Source organism: Nostoc sp. C110 (assembly GCF_043099725.1).
GTDB lineage: Bacteria > Cyanobacteriota > Cyanobacteriia > Cyanobacteriales > Nostocaceae > Nostoc > Nostoc muscorum_A.
The window spans coordinates 5,279,625-5,303,734 of record NZ_CP171148.1 but is presented as its reverse complement, the minus strand read 5'-3'; the positions used below and the strand labels follow the sequence as shown (position 1 = coordinate 5,303,734).

The 24,110-nt window shown below is 41.7% G+C and carries 18 protein-coding genes; 4 read left to right on the top strand and 14 right to left on the bottom strand.

Annotated features, from left to right (window positions below):
• Nucleotides 1–676: 676 nt before the first annotated feature.
• Both ACFFRD_RS27890 and ACFFRD_RS27885 read left to right on the top strand, forming a co-directional pair.
• A complete protein-coding gene (locus ACFFRD_RS27890) occupies nucleotides 677–3,685 on the top strand; it encodes a peptidase domain-containing ABC transporter (RefSeq protein ID WP_392478825.1) in 3,009 nt (1,002 codons plus the stop codon).
• A 92-nt stretch (nucleotides 3,686–3,777) separates the two neighbouring features.
• Nucleotides 3,778–5,361 carry an HlyD family efflux transporter periplasmic adaptor subunit gene (locus ACFFRD_RS27885; RefSeq protein WP_392478824.1) on the top strand — a complete coding sequence of 528 codons (1,584 nt, stop codon included), beginning with the start codon at nucleotides 3,778–3,780 and terminating at the stop codon, nucleotides 5,359–5,361.
• A gap of 130 nt (nucleotides 5,362–5,491) precedes the next feature.
• Here ACFFRD_RS27885 and purQ read toward each other — a convergent pair whose 3' ends face one another.
• Nucleotides 5,492–6,166: a phosphoribosylformylglycinamidine synthase subunit PurQ gene (purQ, locus tag ACFFRD_RS27880; RefSeq protein WP_392478823.1), complete on the bottom strand. Its 675-nt coding sequence runs from the start codon at nucleotides 6,164–6,166 to the stop codon at nucleotides 5,492–5,494.
• 150 nt (nucleotides 6,167–6,316) lie between these two features.
• Nucleotides 6,317–6,595, bottom strand: a complete 279-nt coding sequence (gene purS, locus ACFFRD_RS27875) for a phosphoribosylformylglycinamidine synthase subunit PurS (protein WP_012412776.1) — start codon at nucleotides 6,593–6,595, stop codon at nucleotides 6,317–6,319.
• A 143-nt stretch (nucleotides 6,596–6,738) separates the two neighbouring features.
• On the opposite strand from purS, the gene ACFFRD_RS27870 reads away from it, so the two are divergent.
• Nucleotides 6,739–7,143, top strand: a complete 405-nt coding sequence (locus ACFFRD_RS27870; protein WP_012412775.1) for a Fur family transcriptional regulator — start codon at nucleotides 6,739–6,741, stop codon at nucleotides 7,141–7,143.
• Nucleotides 7,144–7,243: 100 nt separating this feature from the next.
• Here the strand turns inward: ACFFRD_RS27870 and ACFFRD_RS27865 are convergent, their stop codons facing one another.
• Nucleotides 7,244–8,251, bottom strand: a complete 1,008-nt coding sequence (locus ACFFRD_RS27865; protein ID WP_114080976.1) for an SPFH domain-containing protein — start codon at nucleotides 8,249–8,251, stop codon at nucleotides 7,244–7,246.
• A 99-nt stretch (nucleotides 8,252–8,350) separates the two neighbouring features.
• Nucleotides 8,351–8,785, bottom strand: a complete 435-nt coding sequence (locus tag ACFFRD_RS27860; protein ID WP_012412773.1) for an NfeD family protein — start codon at nucleotides 8,783–8,785, stop codon at nucleotides 8,351–8,353.
• Between the two features lie 232 nt (nucleotides 8,786–9,017).
• Here ACFFRD_RS27860 and ACFFRD_RS27855 point away from each other — a divergent pair, with 232 nt between their 5' ends.
• On the top strand, nucleotides 9,018–11,063 hold the full coding sequence (locus ACFFRD_RS27855; protein WP_392478820.1) for a protein phosphatase 2C domain-containing protein: 2,046 nt from the start codon (nucleotides 9,018–9,020) through the stop codon (nucleotides 11,061–11,063).
• 274 nt (nucleotides 11,064–11,337) lie between these two features.
• Here ACFFRD_RS27855 and ACFFRD_RS27850 read toward each other — a convergent pair whose 3' ends face one another.
• The 10 genes from ACFFRD_RS27850 to ACFFRD_RS27805 form a co-directional block, all read right to left on the bottom strand.
• On the bottom strand, nucleotides 11,338–13,083 hold the full coding sequence (locus tag ACFFRD_RS27850) for an IS1634 family transposase (RefSeq protein ID WP_392476359.1): 1,746 nt from the start codon (nucleotides 13,081–13,083) through the stop codon (nucleotides 11,338–11,340).
• A 133-nt stretch (nucleotides 13,084–13,216) separates the two neighbouring features.
• Nucleotides 13,217–13,930, bottom strand: a complete 714-nt coding sequence (locus tag ACFFRD_RS27845; protein ID WP_392478819.1) for a rubrerythrin family protein — start codon at nucleotides 13,928–13,930, stop codon at nucleotides 13,217–13,219.
• A 403-nt stretch (nucleotides 13,931–14,333) separates the two neighbouring features.
• A complete protein-coding gene (locus ACFFRD_RS27840) occupies nucleotides 14,334–15,074 on the bottom strand; it encodes an SDR family oxidoreductase (protein ID WP_179075314.1) in 741 nt (246 codons plus the stop codon).
• A 209-nt stretch (nucleotides 15,075–15,283) separates the two neighbouring features.
• The gene (locus tag ACFFRD_RS27835) at nucleotides 15,284–16,594 is read right to left on the bottom strand and encodes an efflux RND transporter periplasmic adaptor subunit (protein WP_392478817.1); all 1,311 of its coding nucleotides are present in this window, start codon (nucleotides 16,592–16,594) and stop codon (nucleotides 15,284–15,286) included.
• A gap of 430 nt (nucleotides 16,595–17,024) precedes the next feature.
• Entirely contained in the window at nucleotides 17,025–19,139 is a 2,115-nt protein-coding gene (locus ACFFRD_RS27830; protein WP_392478816.1) for a family 10 glycosylhydrolase, read from the bottom strand.
• A 181-nt stretch (nucleotides 19,140–19,320) separates the two neighbouring features.
• Nucleotides 19,321–19,893, bottom strand: coding sequence for an HdeD family acid-resistance protein (locus tag ACFFRD_RS27825; RefSeq protein ID WP_392478814.1), 573 nt, complete (start codon nucleotides 19,891–19,893; stop codon nucleotides 19,321–19,323).
• Between the two features lie 104 nt (nucleotides 19,894–19,997).
• Nucleotides 19,998–20,549 carry an alpha/beta hydrolase gene (locus tag ACFFRD_RS27820; RefSeq protein WP_392478812.1) on the bottom strand — a complete coding sequence of 184 codons (552 nt, stop codon included), beginning with the start codon at nucleotides 20,547–20,549 and terminating at the stop codon, nucleotides 19,998–20,000.
• Nucleotides 20,550–20,694: 145 nt separating this feature from the next.
• Nucleotides 20,695–20,886: a bromodomain-containing protein gene (locus tag ACFFRD_RS27815; protein ID WP_392478810.1), complete on the bottom strand. Its 192-nt coding sequence runs from the start codon at nucleotides 20,884–20,886 to the stop codon at nucleotides 20,695–20,697.
• 231 nt (nucleotides 20,887–21,117) lie between these two features.
• Nucleotides 21,118–23,709 carry a caspase family protein gene (locus tag ACFFRD_RS27810; RefSeq protein ID WP_392478808.1) on the bottom strand — a complete coding sequence of 864 codons (2,592 nt, stop codon included), beginning with the start codon at nucleotides 23,707–23,709 and terminating at the stop codon, nucleotides 21,118–21,120.
• Between the two features lie 10 nt (nucleotides 23,710–23,719).
• The gene (locus tag ACFFRD_RS27805) at nucleotides 23,720–24,097 is read right to left on the bottom strand and encodes a hypothetical protein (RefSeq protein ID WP_392478806.1); all 378 of its coding nucleotides are present in this window, start codon (nucleotides 24,095–24,097) and stop codon (nucleotides 23,720–23,722) included.
• Nucleotides 24,098–24,110: the final 13 nt, after the last annotated feature.

The following is a 24,110-nucleotide window of genomic DNA, read 5'->3' as shown; positions in this document are numbered from 1 at the left end:
TAAATTTAATAGTTGATTCCTCTAGGGTCAAAATAAATCTTCACCTTTGATTTTGCAGTTAATATTTTATTCAATTAAGCTACCAAAAAAGTAAGAGATAATTCTTTCATAAATTCGGGTATGGCACTGTTTAACAAGGAAAATTCACTATCCTTGGCCATTAGTGATTTTGTCAATCCCTATATTCAAGAAGATGTAAAAAATAATTCAGAAATTTAAAGTTTTTTTTATTACATAATTTTTAACTAGGGTATTTACTTAGGAAGGCATCTGTGATATTTTCATGTTGATTATCATAAATTAAAATATGAGACACTAAATTTAACAACCGCCTTTATGTATCTTGGTTTGATGATGAATATCCATCTTGCATATTTGCGATGCTTAAATATTGATTTTAAGTTTGTATAAATTATGTGTCGTTAACCAAGTGATAACTTGTCCTCGATCTATTTACATTATGCTTTGGTTTGAGAAACGCATAACAATCGTAACCGTGTGATATAAATACAGCTCTGAAATTAGACGAAACTATCCTCTGTACTATTACATATTTAAGCACCTGAATGGTACAGAAGTCTTGCCACTACTAGCATAAAACCAAACACTACCACTGTTAGTAAAAGAGATACTCCCTAATATTTTCGACTGAATTCCTCACTTTTAGTTGTTTTATATGACTTATATTAAGAACACTTTTCCCGAATTTCTTACTACCATAGAAGGGTTTGAACAGTTACCCGATGGAGCGATCGCGAATCTATCAGAACAACTGCAAGCCTGGCGCTATCGCATAGGTCAAAAAATCATTGGTAAAGAAAGTCTCCCGGAACGCATCACCATTATTTATGAGGGACAGGTGCGCCTCTTGGGATACGATCCCCAGACGCAAATGCCAATTACCCTAAAATTGCTGCAACCTGGAGAAATTATTGGTGAAATTAGTTTGTTGCGTGATGTTGCCTGCGAGACTGCGATCGCCTCTACCGAAGTAGTATGTTTAACCTTGAGTGCATCGGCATATTTTAGTTTTATCGCTTCATACCCAGCTTTTGCCGAAGCCCGCAAGAATCGCACTTATTTAATAGAAGTTTTTGATATTCTCGCCTCCTATTGGCAAAAGCAAGCGATCGCAACTTTAAATCTCAGAGAACTTACAGAAAAAGCTTTACCACAGGCAAAAATCCATTATTTACCTCCAGGAAAAACTGCATTTAAACAACTGGATAGCGCAAGAGCCTGGTTTGTAAGTGGCGGTGGTACAGTCACGAATTTATCACCTGGCGATCGCCTAGAAGCAGACGACGACCGAGACAAGATCCAGGTTATAGGTCAAAACCCTTCACGGTTGGTTGGTATTCATCCGTCAGATTTGATCTTAGAAGATAGTCATCAGATAGTATTGGCGGTAAATAACACCCAAGTAGATAGCCAAGATGAAGATGTATTAGATATTCCTTACGCATCAGACGAAATCGTTCCCCAGACAGTCCCCGATACCTCAACGAGTTCGTCAAAACAAAAATACCCGTTTTTTAGTGGTAAGGGAGAATTAAATACAGCCTTCGCCTGCTTCCAAATGATCGCGAAGCACTTAGAAATACCGTTTCGTCGAGAAGTGGTTCGCCGGATATTAACTGAGCAAGTCAAACGTCAGGGTCTTATATCGTTTCAAGTTACTGCTTACCTGGCAGAATTAATTGGACTCAAGGCACAGTTAATAGAAATACCAGTCTCCTCAGTAACGCGTATTCCTACACCGGCATTGATTCGCTATGGTGATAATTTTGCAGTTTTATATGCGGCAGATGCAAATACCGTGGTTGTTGGTGTCCCATCCAAAGGAATTGTGCGCTGTAAACCTGCTCAATTGGTTGAACAATTAGATGTTGATCCAACCAACTTTCCGCCCCAAGCTAAAGTATTACTGCTCAGTGCTACCAACCAAACACCCCAAGAACGTTTTAGTTTAAGGTGGTTTCTGCCATATTTGTCAAAGCACCGTCGAGTGTTGATCGAGGTTTTTATCGCCTCCTTTTTCGTGCAGTTGGCAGCTTTGGCAAATCCTCTGGTAGTTCAGTTAATTATCGACAAAGTTATCACTCAAAATAGTATTGGCACATTACATATTTTGGGGATTTTACTATTAGTAGTCGGATTATTTGAAGCAGTACTGACTACCTTACGAACTTACTTATTTGTCGATACCACTAACCGGATCGATATGGGTTTAGGGTCGCAAATTATCGACCACTTATTACGTTTACCACTGCGTTATTTTGAACGCCGACCGGTGGGTGAACTTTCCACTCGCATCAACGAATTAGAAAATATTCGCCAATTTTTGACTGGTACTGCCTTAACAGTGGGATTAGATGCTCTGTTCTCGGTGGTGTATATCGGTGTAATGCTGATTTACAGTTGGCAACTCACCTTGGTAGGCTTAAGCACAATTCCTGTGTTTATCGTGATTACCTTAATTGCTTCTCCCACCATTAGTAGACAGTTACGTGCTAAAGCTGAACGCAACGCCGAAACTCAATCTTATTTAGTGGAGGTGATGTCAGGAATTCAAACCGTCAAAGCGCAAAATATCGAATTGCGATCGCGCTTTTCTTGGCAAGAGCGTTACGCTCGGTTTGTCGCTGCTGGTTTTAAAACGGTTGTAACTTCTACCCTCGCTAACTCCACCAGTAACTTTCTCAACAAACTCAGCAGTTTACTGGTTTTGTGGGTAGGAGCTTATTTAGTACTGCAACAAGAATTAACTTTAGGCGAACTAATTGCCTTTAGAATTATATCGGGTTACGTCACCAGCCCAATATTGCGTTTAGCTCAACTCTGGCAAAGCTTCCAAGAAACAGCCTTGTCTCTAGAACGTTTAAGCGATATTGTCGATACGCCACAAGAAGGAGAAACAGACCGCTACAACATACCCTTACCGACGATTAAGGGAGCAGTAAAATATGAAAATGTTTCCTTTCGATTTGGGACGAGTGGCCCTCTGCAACTTTCCAACGTCAACCTCGAATTTGCGCCAGGAAAATTTATTGGCATCGTCGGACAAAGTGGATCGGGTAAAAGTACGATGATGAAATTGCTGCTGAGACTTTACGAAACTGAGTCCGGCAGAATTTTGATTGATGGTTATGATATTGCCAAAGTCGAACTTTATTCACTGCGACGACAAATTGGCGTAGTTCCCCAAGAAACATTGTTGTTTGACGGTAGCGTTCAAGAAAATATTGCTCTGACGAATCCCGATGCGACAACCGAAGAAATAATCGAAGCGGCTCAGGTTGCGTGCGCTCACGAGTTTATTATGAACTTGCCCAACGGTTACAACACGCGCGTGGGAGAACGGGGTTCTGCACTTTCAGGTGGACAACGACAAAGAATTGCGATCGCTCGTTCTGTTTTACAACGACCAAAATTATTAGTTTTAGATGAAGCAACTAGCGCCCTAGACTATCCCACAGAACGGCAAATATGTCTCAATTTAGCCAAAGCATTTAAGGGCGATACAGTATTTTTTATTACCCACCGACTAAACACCGTCAGTAATGCAGACATGATTGTTGTGATGGATAATAGTAGGGTTATAGAACAAGGTAGCCATCAAGAATTAATGGCTACTAAAGGTCATTATTATTATCTGTATCAGCAACAAGATGTGAATTTGTAGTTAGTTATTATTGGCGGCATAGCATTACATAATTTGAACAGTGTCCACCCAACAACAAATCCAAAATCTAAAATTAAAAACCCAAAATCGTTATGACTCAACTTAATGGGAATCACCACAACGGCAATCAGAAAAACGGTAATCAGAAAAATGGAGTCAAGCAAGATTCACCGGTACTTACAAAACAACAGAAAGCTGCTCAAGAGTCTTTAATTAACTCAAGTAGTGAGGAATTTGAGCAAGCAATTGTCTTGCGTCAATCTCCAGTTTGGTCGCGGGCAATTATGGTAACTCTCATGGGGTTAGCCTGCTTTGGAATTACTTGGGCTTATTTTGCGAAAATTGAGCAAGTAGTGCCAGCAACAGGTCAATTAAAGCCGCAAGGAACAATAAAAGAAGTTCAGGCTCCTGTTAGTGGAGTTGTGAAAACAGTTAATGTGAAAGATGGACAAGAGGTAAAGTCAGGGGATTTATTGCTGACTTTTGATTCCATAGCTACTGTTGCCGAATTAAATTCTTTGAATAAAATCCGTATTGCATTAATTAAAGAAAATCAAATTTATCGGCGACTAATGGGGGCAACTACTGCCGGGGGATCTGAACTGTTATATTTGCGCGGTAATTTGCCACAAGAAACTGCTTTTTTGCTGAAAAGTCGGGTAGCGTTAGTAGAAGAAAATGACTTGTTACGGACTCAATTAAGAAATTCTGGTCGAGATTCTACTTTAGGAATTGATGAGCAACAACGTCTCCGAGTTGCCAAAAAAGAATTAGATTCTCGTTCTGCTGCGGCGCAGTTGGAAGTAGAGAAAATCAAAAAACAACTAGCTCAAAATAAATTTAAGCTGGAAGATAGTAAAGCGAGTTTAGCCATTCAACAGGGTATTTTAGATAAACTGAAAATATTATCAGAAGAAGGTGGTATTTCTCAACTTCAGTATCTCAACCAGCAACAAGAAGTCCAAAACCGCACGGCGGAAGTAGCACAACTAGGTGAGGAAGAAAAACGCCTCCAGTTTGATATAGAAAAGGGTCAACAAGAATTAAGCAATACGGTGGCTGTTTCTGATAAAAATGTTTTGGATAAGATAGCTGATAACAAACAGCGTATTGCAGCAATCGATAGCCAATTCATGAAAGTTATCTTAGATAATGAACAGCGTTTGGCAGATGTCAATAGTAAAATCTCTCAAACACAGTTAAACGTTAAGTATCAAGAACTTCGTGCGCCCGTAAGTGGAACAGTTTTCGATTTACAAGCAAAAAACCCCGGATTTGTAGCGAACCCGACGACAAAAATGCTGCAAATTGTCCCAAAGGAAAACTATATAGCTGAAGTTTTCATCACTAATAAAGATATCGGTTTTGTGCGAAAAGGGATGAAGGTAGATGTTAGGATTGACTCTTTTCCTTACAGCGAATTTGGCGATATAAAAGGGGAAGTGCTGGGTATAGGATCAGACGCATTACCGCCAGACCAAACACATCAGTTTTATAGATTTCCGGCAAAAATTTCATTGGATAAACAATCTTTAGTAATTAAGGGTAAAAACGTCACATTGCAATCAGGTATGTCAATCAGTGCCAATATAAAAGTACGCGAAGAACGGACTGTGCTTAGTTTATTTACTGAGTTGTTTACCAAGCAAATTGATAGTCTTAAAGAGGTACGTTGAAATAATTCGTAATTCGTAATTCATAATGACGCTCTCTGCGCGGACATGATGTGATGGAGCGATCGCCCTCTGAAGATTATTCTACAGATAGCGATCGCCAAATATCTAATCTAGTCGCCCCATATTTGCTCTAAGCTAATGCGGCTACCTTCTCTAACAAGCCCTGAAAGAGCCTTAAGCCATCACTATTGCCCAGCATCGCGTCAGATGCCCTTTCTGGGTGCGGCATCATCCCCAACACATTGCCCTGGCGATTGCAAATCCCAGCAATGTTGTTCAGTGAACCGTTGGGATTCTCGCCTTCATAACGAAACACGACTTGCCCGTTATCTTCAATTTCTGCAAGAGTGGCTTCATCCGCGTAGAATCGTCCCTCTCCGTGGGCAATAGGCAAAGTGATAACTTCACTATTGGTATAGGCTTGCGTCCATGAGAGATTGGTACGCTCAACTTTCACAGGGACGCGATCGCAAATAAAATGCAAATCTCGATTTCTGGTTAACATCCCTGGCAAAAGTCTAGCTTCAGTTAATACCTGAAAACCATTGCAAATACCAATGACAAATTTACCCTTTTGAGCGTGTTCAACAACCTGTTGCATCACGGGTGAAAAACGTGCGATCGCACCGCAGCGCAGATAGTCCCCGTAACTAAAGCCACCAGGGATGATGACGACATCCAAATCAGCAATGTCTGTTTCTTGATGCCAAACCATACGAGTTGGTTGTAAGAGCAAATCTCTGGTTACATAAGCAACATCGCGATCGCAATTAGAACCTGGAAAAACAACAACACCAAATTTCATGATTGGGGATTGGGGATTGGGGAATGGGGAGTGAGGGGAGGCAGGGGGCAGGGGAGACAAGGGGACAAGGGGACAAGAGGTGAGAACTTGAAACAAGTTTTTCCCCTTGTCCCCAATTCTCCTTGTCCCCTTGTCCTCTTGCCCAATGCCCTAAAAGACTCCCGTTTGGGTTTCGACCTCAATTAACTCAAAGCGGTAATTTTCAATTACGGGATTTGCTAGCATTTGGTCACAAATGCGATCGAGGTCTTGACGAGCTTTCTTTTCCTCAGTCGAGGTGATGGTGAGTTCAATGTACTTGCCAATCCGCACCTGGTCAACGTTATCGTATCCCAGTTGCTGAAGACCGGATTGTACAGCCACACCAGCAGGGTCTAAGACTGAAGGGCGAAGCGTCACAAAAATTTTGGCTAGATACTTGGTTTGCACGGCTTTTGCTGAATGCTGCGATCGCTATACTATAACTTTCTGTTCCAACTGAGTGAAAATAAGATTACGAAGCAGTTAAAGTTAATTGATCAATTAGCCCATCTAACAGCTTCAACTACAGTGGCATATTTAAACAATTGTCTATGAGAGCTATACGCACCCGCAGTCAAGAGCGTATTTTCAACCTGCTGAAAACCATCAAAAAAGGCATTTCCGCCCAGGATATTTACGTAGAATTACGTAATACAAATCAGAGTATGGGTTTAGCAACAGTTTATCGTTCTTTAGAAGCCTTAAAACTCGAAGGCATAGTACAAGTACGGAATTTGGCTAATGGTGAAGCCCTCTATAGCCTAGCCCAGCAAGACAAACATCACCTTACCTGCTTGCAATGCGGTGTCTCAATTCCGATTCATCAATGCCCCGTGCATGATTTAGAAGAGCAGTTAGAATCTAGCCATAAGTTTAAAGTTTTTTACCACACCCTAGAGTTTTTTGGATTATGCAGCCAATGCCAAGTAAATCAAGCTGAAAAAGGTTGTCAGTAGATAATTGTGATTGTCTCGTTCCCAGTCTGAGACTGGAAACGAATTTTGAAAAGGGTTTTAAACTTAAGTTAATACCAATGCCACTCCCCACTCCTCATTCCTAACTAGGGCGGTTATTTTCTAACCCTGGTATTTGCTTAGAAAACAACTCGTTAGAGTCAACCTGACCATTTGAGATAACGGAACGCATACCCTCGAAAGCAGCAGGGATAGTACGTGGATCTATAAACAAGACCTTGCTGCTATCACTTTTACCAATTGTCGCGCCCATATCCAGATAGCCCAAAGCAAACAGAACTTCCACTGCTTTATTGGCATTGGGATTAGTCTGGAGTTTTTGGGCAATAATGTCTGCTGATTCTGCGATCGCCTGCGCTTTCAAAACTTGCTGCTGACGTTCCGCTTGAGCTTTCAAAATGATCGCCTTTTGTTCAGCTTCCGCTTGCAGAATTGTCGATTTTTGACGAGCTTCCGCATCCAGAAGTTGCGCGTCAGCTTTACCTCTGGCGCTATTGACAGCAGCTTCGCGTTCACCCTCAGAAGTTAAAATTGCTGCTCGTTTGCGTCGTTCTGCCGACATTTGCAATTCCATCGATTCTCGCACTGCCTGAGATGGAATAATATCTCGCAGTTCTACCCGTGTCACTTTCACACCCCAAGGATCGGTAGCAACGTCCAAATCCCGTAGCAAAAGTTCACTAATGTGAGAACGAGCAGTAAAAGTTTGATCCAACTCCAGTTGCCCCATTTCAGCGCGAATTTGAGTTAGCACCATATTTATCATTGCAGCCTGGAGATTTTCTACCTTGTACCAGGCTTTTTCCATATCCACGATGCGCCAGTAAAACACTGCATCTACCTCAATGCCAACATTGTCGCGGGTGATACACTGTTGTGGAGGAATATCTAAGACTTTTTCGCGGATAGTTTCTTTGTAGACAATTTTATCTATGAAAGGAAAGATCACGTTTAGTCCTGGTTCCAGTTTTTTGTTATAACTACCCAATCTTTCCACCAAAGCTTCATTGCCCTGATTGACGACTTTCACAGATCCCGCGACGGCAGAACCACCAAGGGCTAAAAGTACGAGCAAAAAAAACTGTTCCATTGTGAATCTCCTGATTTTTTAAGTATTAAATGTTAAAGAGAGTAGGAAATGGACGAGATGGGGAAATAAAGAAAATAACCAATTCCCCATTCCCAATAACTAAGAATTCAACAAATTTTCTGGTATCACAATCAAAGTAGTACCCTCTCTCCTAACCACATAAACTCTTTGATGGGGTGCTACAGTAAATTTGTCATCGTCACATCGTGCTTGCCAGGAATTTCCCTCATACAATACCCGCCCTGTTTTACCAGGCGGAATTTCTGTTAAAGTTTCGGCTATGACTGCATCCTGAATTTTTGATTTGCGTCGTCGTGGTTGCAAAAACCGACGAGAAAGCACGATTAGGAATGTGGAAAGTAATAGCCAAACTACAACTTGCAACCATACATTTCCCAAACCCACTCCAGACAGCAGCGCCACCACAAAAGCGCTAATTCCCATCATGAAGGCGACAAACGCCGATGGTAAGAACAGTTCCATGAGACACAAAACTGCTCCCGCCAGAAGCCAGATTAAGGTCAAACTTGGCATAGTGCCATCCTAGACTCTACATTGACGTAAATCCATTTCTACGATTAGATACAGCCAGACGTAAGTTATTTACAGAAAGCAAAACTTGGTCTTTTTACCAATAATTTTGATTACTTTCAGTAACCAGGTGTAGCTAGCGGTACACAAATCCAGTCTATTCTAGCCTTCAAGCCATTGCCAGCTAAATGTAATCGAAATTCATGAGTTGATTGGTTTTTAAATTTATACTTTTATGATTTCTACTCAACTGACAATTTATTGTATAAATCCAGGCTGTAATAGCCCCATTAATCCTATTGGAGATCGTGTTTGTGCAAGTTGCCAAACTCCCTTGGTTCACCGCTATCTTTGGGCTACTGGCTCATTGTCTGCTCAAATTACACCAGGCACAAAAGTAGCAGATAGATATGGGGTAATTACTCGCCAGATTTGGCTGGATACTCAACCGGGACTACCACCAGATGTCCCTGAAGAATTACCGAAGGAAGTAATTCCTTATCTACGGTTATATCAAGAACGGTTACATCTGCCCCAAGCTTATGGGTTTGCTAGTGATGGTGAGGAAGATACAACTGATATCCTCTTATTGGAAAATGTGCCGATAGATGACACAGGAAATATCTATCCAACTATTGTTGAGGCTTGGGAGCAAGCAACGGCGGTACGACAAGTTTATTGGCTGTGGCAAATTCTTCAACTTTGGACACCTTTATCAGAACTAGGACTTAGCCGCAGTTTACTGGTGGTAGACAACTTGAGAGTCCAAGGTTGGTGTGTGCGACTGTTGGAACTCTACCAAACACCAGAAGATGAGAAGCTGAGTTTAAAAAATCTGGGGGAGTGTTGGCAGTTTTGGGTAGCTTCTGCAAAGACATCAGTAGCTAAAGGGTTGCAAAACATAGTCCAGGATATGTGTGAAACGGAAATTGAGTTGGATGATGTTGCTACTCAACTCAATGGTTTATTACTAGCATCTGCGGCAGAATTGCCACTAGTTTTGAAGGTGGCAGGTTCTACAGATATTGGCCCAATTATGGCGCAAAATGAAGATGCTTGCTACCCGAATACTTTGAATAACTTAGATGAGCCTTTATTCTCCCACTTGTCAATTGTTTGCGATGGCATTGGCGGGCACGAAGGCGGCGAAGTTGCCAGTAGATTGGCAGTGCAGTCTGTAAAGTTGCAAATTCGCGCCTTACTAGCGGAGGTTACAGAACAAACTGCACTTGTATCACCAGAGTTATTGCAGGAACAATTAGAAGCAAGCTTACGGGTGGTAAATAATGTGATTTGTGCCCGCAATAACGAACAAAAACGTCAAGGTAAAGAACGTATGGCTACAACCATTGTCATGGCGTTGCAAGTTCCACAGCGAGTACAGACAAGTACTGGGTGGCAATCAAATAATACCCATGAACTTTACTTGGCTAATGTTGGCGATAGCCGTGCCTATTGGATTACTCGCAACTATTGTCAGCTACTCACAGTAGATGATGATGTGGCGACGCGAGAAGTCCGCTTTGCCAAAAGTTTGTATCGAAAAGCATTAATAAGAACAGATGCTACTGCCTTAACTCAAGCGTTGGGAACAAGAAATGCAGAATCTTTACGTCTTAAGATTCAGCGATTTATTGTGGAAGAAGATGGCATATTACTACTGTGTTCTGATGGGTTAAGTGATAATAACAGGGTGGAACAATATTGGCAAGATTATGCAATACCCGTGTTAAAAGACCAGATGACAGTTGAAGATGCTGTCCGCAACTGGATTAACTTGGCAAACGAAAAAAATGGGCGTGATAATACGTCAGTTGTTCTCACTCATTGCCGTGTTTCTCCCGAATACTTAGTACCTGTGACTCCGGCGTTGCCAGAAGAAATCATAGAAGCAGAGATACAAGAAGAACAAGAGGAATTAGAGGAACAAGAGAAACAAGAGGAACAAAAGGAAGAAGAGGAGAAACAGGAACAACAGGAACAAGAGGAATTAATTTCCTTCACAGAAAGTTCGCAAACTTTGCTAGATTTGGATCTAGATTTGGATCTACATTTAGATACTTCAGAGGAATCAGTTACAAGCCCAGAAATTCCACCAACCTTAATTACAAAACCTAATCGGGGTAAACGCTTGGTAATGCTGGGGGGAATATTGGCGTTGCTTGTAGGAGGTACAAGTTTAGGATTATTTGCTTGGTGGCAAATTAATCCTCAAGGATTCCAGCAAATGTGTCGGCAACTTCCTCAAAAAGTGCAGCAATTGTGTCCACCGGGGAATTAGCTTGCTAATTTGAGAACATTGAAGAAGAATTCAGAAGTCAGAATTCAGGAGTCAGAATTAAGATGTTCGTAAGCGTTGCACTATAAGCTTTTTCGGTCACAATCCATTCTGTTATCGGTAGCGGGGCATTTAGCCCATTCTGAATCCTGACTCCTGAATTCTGTTGCGATAAATAATCGAAAACGCGAAGTATCCTTAAGACGCTTCGCGTTTATATACTAAAAAGATTGCCTAATTACTGGACGTTCGCTCATTTTGACCTTGTGAGTGAGAATTATGTCTTACAGGGCTTAAGTTCAAGCTCATAAATGGATTCAGGGATTTTCATCAATAAAAGAATCTGTTTTTGAAGCTGGTTAATAGGGGTAATGAAGACCGTAGAATCAGGGAGGAAGTAAAGAGTTAGGTGACAAAAAGCCTTAAGCATTTGTTCGGCAGAAGGACGAGGAGTTTTTCGTTTGGGATTGCCATCATAAAGACCTTGCAAAGAATCTTCAGCTTGTTGAAGTGCCTGCCTGACAACAAACTCCATAAGGGTAAAAACGCGCAAAGCAATGTTTAATAAAAACATCAAGCCAGTGATTCGGTTTTGATTCTGGAAGTAAATCGGTAAAGCAGGCAAAGAACCCCTTTTAAAGCGATGAAAACCGCGTTCAAGAAGCCATTCGTCTCGGTAATACATTACCGACTCAGATAAAGTTAGCTGTTCGGGAGGTGCATTAGTTACGTACAATCGCCAACCAGCCAAAATTTCTGCTTCAACAATTGCACTATCAATTTTCTCAATTTGGAGTTGAAGCCGTGTCGAAGTAACCTGTTGTTGTAGAGTATTTTTTGAGGGTCGTCCTCGTCTTTGATGGCGAGTTTCTGTTCGTGTTTGTTCTGTAATCGTAGTTGAGAAAAAATCAGTAACGCGATGGCGTTTGAGGATATTCTCAACCTTATAAGTAAGCACATCTAGCTCGGTTCCTGGTTTATTGGCTAATTTCTCCAAGGCAAGTTGAGCTTGATTGATGCGTTTGTTTTGACTATCAATCGCTCCTAGAGCAAGCTTGTGGGAATAAACTACCAAATAGCGTTCGTGCCAACGAACCCATTTATTTGTTTCTGGATTTAACCAAAACTTACCCAACTCAACCTCAAAACCTTTACCAACAGCAGTTTCTTGTTCTTCTTGTTGGGGTAAACGAATATCGATGATTTCTGTTGATGATTGTTTTACCCATTGTTTGAGCAATTGGGGGTTTTGTCCGCTCATTGGCAAGGGAACACAGTAAAATCCTCCATTTAATGCGATGTTGGCACGGGTTGAGATCGAACCAGCCTTACAGTCAGCGATGAAGACAAAATGTTTGTGCCCAATTACTTTTTGTATCTTTTGCCAGGTGGGAAAATATAAAGGGTCATCGGCTCCATTGCCTTCAAGAGTGGCGCTGACTAAGGGCATTCCCATCGGGTCGAGCGTTGCTAGTAACTGACGATATTGCAATAAGTCTGGGCGTTTATCTTTGGAGTAGCCATGACGCAATAGATTGTCTTCTAGATGACTTGTGTTTTCATGATTTACACTGAAGCTTGTTGTGTCTGTGCGTGCAATTTTTGTCGGTAATTCGTATGCTCTAATTATCTGCCTTCCTAATTTAATTTCTATTTCTTGTCTAGCAAGTGATTGCTTGCCTAATTCTTCTACTACCCTTCCCAATCGGTCATCACTGACATCTTTGTTTCCTATCGACCACCCCGTTGTCAATTCCAAAATCTTTCGATGTGTTTCTACCCATTCTTCGACTGCACATAACCGATGGTCTGATTGAGTGATTATATACGTTAGTAATAATACACTCAACTGCCCGTAGCTCATTCCTTGGTGGTTTCCGTGCGGCTTCTTCAGTTTTTGGTCGATATGTTTGGCTATCTCTATCTGAGCAAGCCATTTAACTATTAATGGAATATCGTCTATCCGCTCGGAGCTTATTTTTACTTCTGTCTCACTCATCGATGCACCACCACCTGACATCATCCTCTACTCAAACTACCCCCAAATCCACTCTCATCAGGAGTTGCTTCAAAAATCCTCTTAATCATTACCCCTCAAGGAATTAATTCCTTTGACTGCCTTAAAATCAGCGAACGCACAGTAATTAATTGTTGTCCTAAGCTGCAACTTTTTCCTCAAATGGCTTAAAAGTTTTTTTGCTAGCGCCGCAAATCGGACATTCCCAATCATCAGGAATTTCTTCAAAAGGTGTACCTGGTGCAATCCCAGAATCGGGATCGCCAGCAACAGGATCGTAAATCATACTGCATTGTCTACAAATCCATTTCCGAGTTTTAGGATCTTCACCCGCAACTCTAGTTGCTGTTTGTCCTCCGTTTAATACTTCTAAGGCTTCAGCATAGCGATCAGCATGGTAATTTTCGATGAATTTTAGCAAGCCAAAACGGTGTGCAGCTTCTCGAAATGTGTTGGCATGATCGGTAGATTCTTGAACTTGTTTGAGAAATTCTTCAGCCGCAGGATTGTCGCGATCGCGTTGGGCATCGGCGGCAAACTCTGGATACATTGTAGTATATTCATAAGTCTCGCCTTCAATTGCCAAAGATAAACAGCGAGATATAATTTCTCGTTTTTGTTCATCAGTTAAAGCAGCCGCATTTTCTACCACAAGTTCTGGATGCAGCAACTTAAAATGTGCAAAAGCGTGTTCGGTTTCTTGATCTGCTGTTTCTTTAAAAAGTTTCGCCAAGTCAGTAAACCCAAGTTGACGGGCTACGTCAGCAAAAAACAGATACTTGCGATTTGCCATCGATTCACCACCGAAGGCAGCTTCTAAGTTTTGAAGTGTAGTAAAGTTGGACAAATCCATAATTTTGGATGACAGGGAAGTGATATTTAGTACGAAAACACAGACTCTACAACCGGATAAACTAGGCGTTCTTTGTATAAGCTAGAAACGGTTTATACAAACTTTTTCAGCCCATAATTTAGCAATCCGTTTTGTTAGCTGCTCTTGGACAATTATATTCGAGTAAAAAGCTCGAATGAATCGGAGTAGCAGTCTAATTTTCGCCTACCCTAACAGGACTAGCAATGCCCAGGTTACTAGCTGAGGTTTTGAAACGGAGAATATCGCGTTTATGAGGCAATACGCTTGGGTTAAGGGCTACTGGCAAAAATTTTGGGTTTTTGAGAACCGATAAATCTCCGTCTCTACAAGTGTTTTGAGTTTATCTGAACTGTATTGGTTGATGAGGAGAGCTTTAATTATCTCATGCGATTCCACCGTTTACACGGATATTTTGCCCAGTGATCCATCTGGCTTCATCGCTAGCGAGAAAGGCTACTACATCGGCGATTTCTTGCACATCTCCCAGCTTGCCAAAAGCAGCCATTTGAGCCAAACGATCTATCTGTTCTTGGGTTTTGCCTTCTCGGAATAGTTCTGTATCGGTAGGGCCAGGAGAAATAACATTAACTGCGATCGCTTTTGCACCCAATTCTTTAGCTAATACCCGCGTGATTTGTTCAACAGCACCCTTGGTTCCGACATAAGCGCTATAAGTTGGCAGCATCATCACCGTCGTTGATGACGAAAAGTTGATAATCCGTCCCCCTTCTGATAGGTGTTGCGCGGCTTGTTGGCAAGCAAAAAAAGTACCTTTGACATTAATAGCAAAAATCGCATCGAAATCTTCTTCACTCACCTGAGTAATTGGTTTATAGAAGGCGATTCCGGCATTGTTGACCAAAATATCGACTTTACCAAAACGCTCAAGTGTTTGCTCAAACAGGCGTTGGATGTCGGGTACTTTGCTAATATCGGCTTGGATAGCGATCGCTTCTACTCCCAACTTTTCAATTTCTGCAACAACTTCCTGTGCTTTGGCTGCATTACCCGCATAGTTGACGACAATAGATGCGCCGTTACCAGCTAATTTTAGTGCGATCGCTCGTCCGATTCCCCGCGATGCACCAGTGATAATTGCAACTTTCCCTGATAAAGATGCCATAGATTAATCTAGTTTTATTTTGGATCAACAAAGTGATTATCTGCTGTTAAAGTACTGTACTAAGGTTAAATTTTGTCATTTGTCATTTGTCATTTGTCATTTGTCTTTTGTCTTTTGTCTTTTGTCATTCGGTTATTAATCTCATGTCCTCCACTTGCCAAATGCTTAGTAGAGACTCGATTAATCGCGTCTCTACCCACTTCCCTTAATTAAGATTCTGGAACGATCGCAGCGCCATCTCTAAGATTGAGCAACCCTGAGATAATAACTTTATCTTCTGGTTGTAATCCTTCAAGAACTTGGTAATTATTACCTTTGATTTCGCCTAGCTTCACGCGCTTTTGTCGAGCTACTTGTTGAGATACACCTTGGGGAGATGTTTCGGTTTCAACTACATACACGAAAGTGTCGCCACCTACACGAGTCATTGCAGTTGTGGGGATTAAAATTCCGGGGCGCTGATTCCAAAACACTCTAGCCCTTACCAATTGATCTGCACGTAGCTGACCGTTAGGATTGTCAAAAAGTGCTTTAATCAGTATCCCTTGTGTTTCGTTATTAGCAGTAGGCGCAATGAAAAATACTCTACTTCTACCCAGCTTTTGACCTTGTGTATTCATTACTTCCACTGGCATTCCCTTACGCAATTGCGGCCCTTGCTGTAGTGGCACAGAGATGTTGACTTCTAAAGGCCGATTTTGCGTCAGATTAACTAATTGTGTGGAAGTATTAACTAAATCACCTACTTTCACAGCCATGTTGCCAACAGTGCCGCTAAAGGGAGCGGTAATTTTGTCAGACTGGATTTGTTGTGTTTGAGTATTTACATTAGCTTGCTGTAAGGTTTTTTCAGCCTGCAATATATTGGCTCTTTGGGCTTGAATCCTAGAATCAATTGCATCAAGACTAGTTTTAGCATTGGCAAGTCGATCGGCAAACTGATTGCGAGTCTGTCGAGACACGGCTCCTTGTTCAGCTAGAGTGGAATATTTTTCGTAGTTTTGCTGATACAATTGCACATTCTCAACGTAGGATGATCGTTGGGCTTCTAGAGATTTCAGTACAGTGCGGGCAGTTTCCAGTTGCAATAAAAATCCTTGAGGCGCAGCATTGTTAGGAGCGATCGCTGCTTGTGGTGTACGATCTACTTGGATAATTGCCGCTCCCTCGGCTACTGGATCTCCCGATTTCACAAATATTTGGCTAACTTGACCTTGAATCCTCGGCTGGAGGATGACTGAGCGCTGGGATTTTAGGCTAGCAATAAAATCTGAACTTTCCTCAATTATGCCGCTTTGTACTGTAGATACTTTGACTCTTACCCCTTGAGGTTGAGCGTTAGTAGTTGAAGGCGCTGAATTTTGCGGAGTGAGCAAACGCCAAACGAGAGCTGTTCCGCCCCCTAACAATAGTAGTGCTGCTAAAAATAACCAAAGCCACCGCCGTTTTCCAGAAGGTGGCTCAAATGAGGTTTGTGGAGCTTTTTCTCCAAAATCAGTTTGAGGCTCAGGGGATGTCATGGCTTATGAGGATAAGGAACAAATTAACTAGAATTCAATCAAAATTTCATCTGTTTATATTGAAATTACTGATTTAGCATGAGGTTTTGTGGCAAATTATGTGTTACCCCATCCAAATATACAGTTTTGATGATTCTGTCTTAATCTACCGAAAGGTTAATCCGTTCCTTAAAACCTATGCAAATCTCAATTTTTCCTCAAAAGGATAGATATCGTTATGCCGAAACTATGCAAATAGACTTGCACATAAGAGAACTTCAACAAATAAATTGTCGATATGCACAATAGACATCTCCAAAAATTAAATATGCGTTAACCAGAACCCTTGTAGAGACGTAGCACTGCTACGTCTCTACATTCTTTTTCGGAGATGTCTAATTTATCAATTGTGCCTACATCATTTTTTTAGATGTCTAACCAGCACCTTTGTTCAACTCACTGTAATCACTGTTCCCGCACTCTCATTAGCCAATCTATCCACCGCACATACAGCATAAGTTCCCGCTTGTTGAACGGTAGCGAAGGTTGTGCCAGCAGACAAAATTCGCTGAATTGTCCAAGTATCGCCAGTTTGCCGATAAAGTGTCCAAGAACGAACTGGTTGATTATCTCCAGGCTGCCAACTCAGTTTGCGGTTATTGACTTGTAATCCAATGGGTGGAGGGGGTGGCGTTGTATCTTGCCAAGGCAAAGTTGGCGGTAGCGCAGGTTTGTTATAAAGCAGACTTTGGAATTTATCAGCAATGCCCTGACTATTTTGTGTCAAAACACCGAGATTAAAGAAGATATTCCCCAGTGATAAACGTCCTGCTTGGCTACGACTAATTTTCACCTGCTTTTCAATCTCATCACTCTCTCGACTCTTGTTGCTTGGTTCTGTGAGATTGTTACCAGCGTAAACGTGTCTTTGCTTTGTATTTACCTGTGTCCACCACTGTAGCAATGCTGAATAACTTTGTTGTGTTTGATCTGTGCGCCAGTAAAGTTGAGGTGCAATATAATCAATCCACCCTTCTTCTAACCATTTTTTCGAGTCGGCATACAACACATTGTAAGCATCTAACCCATTAATGCCAGCAGGTTGTCCGGGGCGATAAATCCCAAAGGGGCTGATACCAAATTTCACATCGGGTTTGGCTGCTTTAATTCCCTGCCAGAGACGTTGTACCATTTTGTTAACATTGTCCCGTCGCCAGTCGCCAAGGTTGAGTGAACCACCAGCTGCTTGATATGCAGCATAAGTTTTGTTATCAGGGAAAGGTTGTCCATCGATGGGATATGGATAAAAATAATCATCTAAGTGAATGCCATCAACATCGTAGCGCTTCACTACATCGAGAATTACGTTGTAAGCTCTATCTTGAACTATTTTCAATCCTGGGTCCATCCAACGTTGAGTTTTCCATAAATAAACGCTTTCTGGATTAGTAGCTGCTATGTGGGGACGTACTGTTTTAGCTGGGTCGGTGGAAGTGCTGGCGCGGTAAGGGTTGAACCAAGCATGGAGTTCAATATTATGCTTGTGACATTCTGCGATCGCAAACGCTAAAGGATCATAAAATGGTTCTGGTGCTTTCCCCTGAGTTCCTGTAATCCAAGCACTCCAAGGCTCTAATTGCGATTCATATAAAGCGTCTCCCTCCGGTCGCACCTGAAAGATAAGGGCATTGAAGTTTAGCGCTTGTAATTTAGTAATAATCTCAGTGAGTTCAGCTTTCTGTTGAGCAACAGAAAGTCCCGCCTTAGAAGGCCAATCACCATTCCACACAGATACTACCCACGCCCCTCGGAATTCCCGACTATGATTTACCCTAACGCTACCGACAGGTGCGGGTGCGGGTGTGGGTATTGGTGTTGGTGTTGGTGTTGGCGTTGGCGTTGGCGTTGGCGTTGGTGTTGGTGTTGGTGTTGGCGTTGGCGTTGGTGTTAGTGTTGGCGGCTGCACTAAGTAACTAGAGGCAATTTTTTCTGCTTTGCCTAAATACACCAAAGCTTGATAAATAATTACTGCTACATCTGCACGGGTAGCTGCAAGATTGGGATTGAGTAATTTGATATTTGGGAAACTAACCACTAATCCAGCACTAGTGGCAATAGCTACCTGATTTCTCCCATACGCAGGAATCTGAATAGAATCTTGATAAATTTGTGGGAGTGTTGAGAGGAGGTCTGGTTTTATCTTGGTGGCAATTTCTAAGCCCGCTACCAAGGAAATTAAAACTTCCGCCCTAGTAATTCGCTCGGCGGGGCGGAAACTTTTATCAGGAAACCCGCTAATAAATGCTTTTTCGTAAGCTGTTTGAATGGCAGCTGCTGCCCAATAATTTATGGGTACATCCACAAAAGGTACATATTGCCGCTTCTTGGTAACTGTGCCAAATGCGTTGGCGATGATGGCGGCAAATTCAGCACGAGTGAGTGAGTTATCGGGTCGATATGTGCCATTCGGCGACCCACTGACAATACCACGTTGGGCTAAGGCTGTAATAAATAAGCGTGCCCAATGGTTTTGGATATCCGAGAAGGGAGTAGCAATAGATACCATCGTAGATTGCAGCTAGCTGGCCTTGATTTTGATTTCCTTAGTTAATTTAGCAATTTTCTTGGCGTAGGCGTAGCCCAACCTAGGCATCGCTGCTACAATCTCTTATTTAACTTTCACTACTCAACAAGTTTGGGAATGGGTCATTAGTAATCGTTTTTCCCCATTCCCCATACTCTATCTACTAAGTAGGATTTGCTGCTTGGTCAGGAGGATTTGAGGTAGAACGCGCATTCAATGACAGCATTACGCGTGAAATGCCAGTGAAAATAATGCTGACACCAACTAGTGTGCCAAGAAGCCAGGGCGCATTGAAGGGCCACTGGAACCAAATCATTGCACCTAAGACCAGTGTAATAATGCCATCACCTAGTATCCACGTCCAGTTCTCTTGGGGACGTAACCGGAATGCCAGAATTAACTCGAATGTGCCTTCAGTTACCAAAAAGGTACCAAGCAACAGAGTCAGTGTGAGAATACCTGTAAAAGGATAAACAAACAGCATTATACCCGTTGCGATATAGAGTCCGCTCAATAGAAGTTTCCAAATAAAACCTCCTTCGTGGCGGGTTTGAGTGGCATAAACTAGTTTTGTAAATCCAGCGAAAATCAAAATCACCGCAATCCAAGTCTCGGCGAATAGGGTGGTGAAATTAGGCGCTGCGATCGCAATCACCCCGAAAACACTTAGGAGAACACCACTTATCAGCGCTCCATTAACATCCTTGTTAATATTTCTAGAAACGTCACTTGTCATATAAACTTTTCCCTAACTCTACAATTACGTTAGGGAATTTCTCAGTCACAGAATAGAACCCTAAGATAGACTCATGGGTATTAAATTTCAGCAGGAACTAGCTATCATAAGAGTTCTGCAAGACTGCTTAGGCGTTCATAAACAGAGATGAGGCGATCGCCTTCAAGTTCAACAGAAGTATTAGGATAATTCTGAATGGCTCCAAGAAGCGTAACTTCACCATTTTGTTGAATAGATGTACTTAAAGCACTTCGCAGCGCCTGCTGATCTAGTTGTCCTGCGGGGGGATGAACTACTTCACCAATTTGGTTAACTAAAATTGGCCCTGCCCAGCTTGACAGTAAGTTATTTAAAAAGGCAGGATCGGCTTTTATTGGTGCTTTCAGTGCCTTACGAGCTACTTCTGGGTCTTGTTTGGCTGCCTCTAAATAAGCTTGTAATGTGGGGGTAGTCTTGCCTGTTTCTGTAAACTGACTTAATTCTTGAACAGAAACTTGCCCCTGAAAAGTACCATACTTTAAAACAACTTGCTCGGCGGCATTAGCATTAGTAGTTGAGAGGAGAACAAAAGCACCTACGCCTAAAGCTACTGTTTGACTGAGTAACTTAGTAAATTTACTATTGTTTAATCGATTGAAAATTTGAAAAATCTGCATTTTATCGAACATCCTAATGGTGTGGAGCGTACATAGTGCTAGAGATACATAATTAGGGGTGTACATCTGTACGCCCCTATAGCCAGTTTATTTGCTGCAAAATTTTTTTGGAAATGGTGTTATCAAACTTGTTCATTAGACGAAGCTAATGAGGTAATATTGACTGATCTTCGTCTAAGGTTGGTGCAGGTATACCCAAATGCTTCCTTGCTGATTCTTCAGCTAGCTTTCGGTCTTGCTCGTTCTCGAACTGGCTCTCATCTAACAAATGAGGGTTTTTTGCCGCTTCATCTCGGCTTGGTTTATAGCCATTTTTCCACTTATACTTCCAGTCCATAATTTAAAAGGCAGATATACTGCGATTTGATTACCTAGTTCTTCATCGTAGGCGTTTAATGGAACATGACACTCCTACTATAGGTTGAAGAAGCTCATTCTGAGGGTACAAATTTAACATCATCTTAAAGTAAGAATACTCTATTGCCGAAGACTTGATAGATTAGCACACTGATAATAAGTTATCAATGAGACTTCAAGAGCAAGCAACACCTATACAATACATTCACTATTATTTAATCACTGTGATAGCAAATCCTCTTTGCTGAGGTTGTTGTTTACCAGATATATCATTTACTTGCAGTCCAATTTCAGGTGGGAAGGCTTGATTGACTGCAAGCTTGATTGAGCCAACTGGCTTAACATCATTGCCGTATGGCAGAAGTCTCACTTGAATATTTTCTCCCTCTACTCTCCAACTCAAAGTAGCAGATTCTCCTTCGTTGAGAACAATATTTGGTTGTTCACTACCGTTGATTGTAAAAGAGACTATCTTAAATGGTTTTGGTAATATTTCAGTCTTTGATTCAGCCTTTTTAGAACTAATTTTGCTACTCTCATTGTTAGGAAAAGCTTTTATTTCAAACGCGAAGTATCCGGTTTTATTTGCTACCAGAGGAATATTTCTACATTGCAATTGTTGATTTTGTTGTGTACATAGCTTTTGAAGTTTCGGGTCAGTAATATTACCTTGGTTAAATTTATAAGTAATTGGTTCCCCATATGCTGTACCATCATCTGCACTACCAGCAATTTGAACTTGTGCTAATAGTAATGGACGTGCAATTGTCCAATTTAAAAGAATATTTTGACCTTTTGTATATTGTGGTTTATCTGTTTGAAAGTTAATAACTTCTGCTATTGCTTTATCCCTAGATTCTGATTTGGTCGGTTGATAGTCATAGTCTTTGATAAAATTATTATAAATTAAAGATATTAAGAATCCAAAGACAAACATTGCTGCAATACTTATGAACAACTTGTTTTCCAAATTAGCAATTTTTGATATAGTTTCTATTAAAAAGGATTTATTCTTTTTATATGGTAGAGTTTCTGATTTTTGAACTGGCTCCTTATGTAATTGATCAGGTAAATTTGTATTAGTGAAACTAGATAGAGCGTTTGGGTGCAAACCTTTTATTTGCCCTTGGTCTGTTGGAGGTTCTGACCTATGAACCGTTTCTCGGACTTTCCAGCGCAAATCGGGATTCAATTCAGGGTGATTTGCTTCTATTTGTCGAACAACTTTTTCTTCAATTCGTGCTACTTCTTCATCCCTAATTTCTAAAACGTGTTGATATCGTCTTAACTCTTCACGAATCTCTTCTGTTAATGGGTACTGATGCTCAATTGCTTGAATCAGTACTTGCTCATACTGCTGCAATTTTTGTTGATATGCCTCTCTCTCTGCTGTAATTCGGGCTGTAATTGGGTCAATATCTTCAGCTTTTAGACCTAAGAGTTGCTGCTGTTGCCACAGTTGGTTATGTTTTGCTTCGCTCAAAGGATATTCCTGCTGTACTGCTCTTATAAATGCCTGCTCAAACTGCTGTAACTTTTGTCGATATGCCTCCACCTCTGCTCTAAGGCTGTTTTCAATTGCAGCTAAATCCTCATCTTTAAGTTGCCATTCCTGCTGCATTTGTTGCAATTGATGGCGAGTAGGTTGACTTAGGGGATACTCTTGTCGCATTGCTTTAGCTAACGACCGCCTATAAAGTTGCAGGTGTTGCTTATATGCTTCAATTCTGGCTTTAACCTGCGCCTCAATTGGCATTGTATCCTCATTCCTCAGCCCCAAAATTTGCTGAAGATTCAGTCGTAGCATATTGAGATCATCTTCAGTGAGAGCTACTTGCTGCTGGAGTGCCTCACTAAAGTCCCGCTCATATTGCTGTAACTTTTGTTTAAATTCCTGACGAGCAACTGCTAACATCTCATCTTCAATTGCAGTTGCTTCTATTTCGGATAGTCCCAAGCGGCTTCTGAGGGCATCCAAAGTCTTGCGACCCACAAAAGAAACATCGCCACGGCTACTATATCGCGCCACTTCTTTGCGATACTTCTGCTTGGGATCACCTTGCGGAACTTTTGTAAGTCGAATCTTAAAACCTTCTCTACTTGTGTAGATTTCGGGCTTCATCGTCGGCTGTATTTCTCTAACTTTTCTGCTAGCATACTCATGCAACTCGTCAATTGAGACAACCCCATCTTCATCTAGGTCTGCCGCCCCTGTTGTTATTCCTTCAATCAAATAACGGGTATAAATTGAGAGGTCTGACCCCTGCTGCTCAAAAGAATATTGAGTTGAACTGGATGAAGTGAGAACAGCCCGCCCCTCTCCTCCTAATTGCTCACGGATATTTACACTGCCGTCATCTTTGGCTGATAAACCTTCGGCAAAAGCACCACTAAAGCAACTATCCAAAATGACAACTTGCCGCTTAGAACGGCTGCGGCTCATGCTTTCATGGACAACACTCGCTGCTACTGCCGATGAGCGAATTAAATCACCTCTGGGAGTTTTGCGTGTGGTGCGGGTTGCTAAAAACAGTCTGCCAGTGTCATCTTTAATGCCATGACCGGAGAAAAAGAGAACTAACAGATCATCTTTTTGACGATGGGCAAATAGATTTTCGATAGCTTCCTCCATATCTTGGCGCTGGGGATTTTTTAGCACCATAATATCTGTCTCAGTAAAGCCACCCATTTCTGGGTGTAATAGCACTTGCTGCATCGCTTCGACATCTTTTACAGCACCTGGTAGCGGGTTCAAACCAGGCTCATACTCACTTACCCCAATCAGCAATGCTACCTTAACCATTTGAGATTCTCTATCCTGCTACAAATTTCTGTGCTGCCTCAATTGCTGCTTCTAACTCTTGCCGACTACTGGCTTTGACTTTGAGTTTTTTGCCATTGGCCTCAATTTCTAGTTCAATGGTTTTGTTGCCAAGGCGATCGCCTAAAAATCCCATCAGTGCTTTAATATTCTTAGCATTCACCTGCGTTGTTAGCCAACCCACAGCTAGCCCTGTAAGTGACTTGCTTCCTTCCGGTGCTTCTGCTTCACGGTAAAGACTAGCATCTTCTACTTCATCCAGTTCCAGCATCTGTTGCAATAGTCTCTGCGTTTCGTCTTGCAGTTCATCGTCATCTAAACCAGGCTCTTGCAAGGCGATGGTAATCTGGACGTTGGATGTACTCGCCATTTTCAACCTCTAA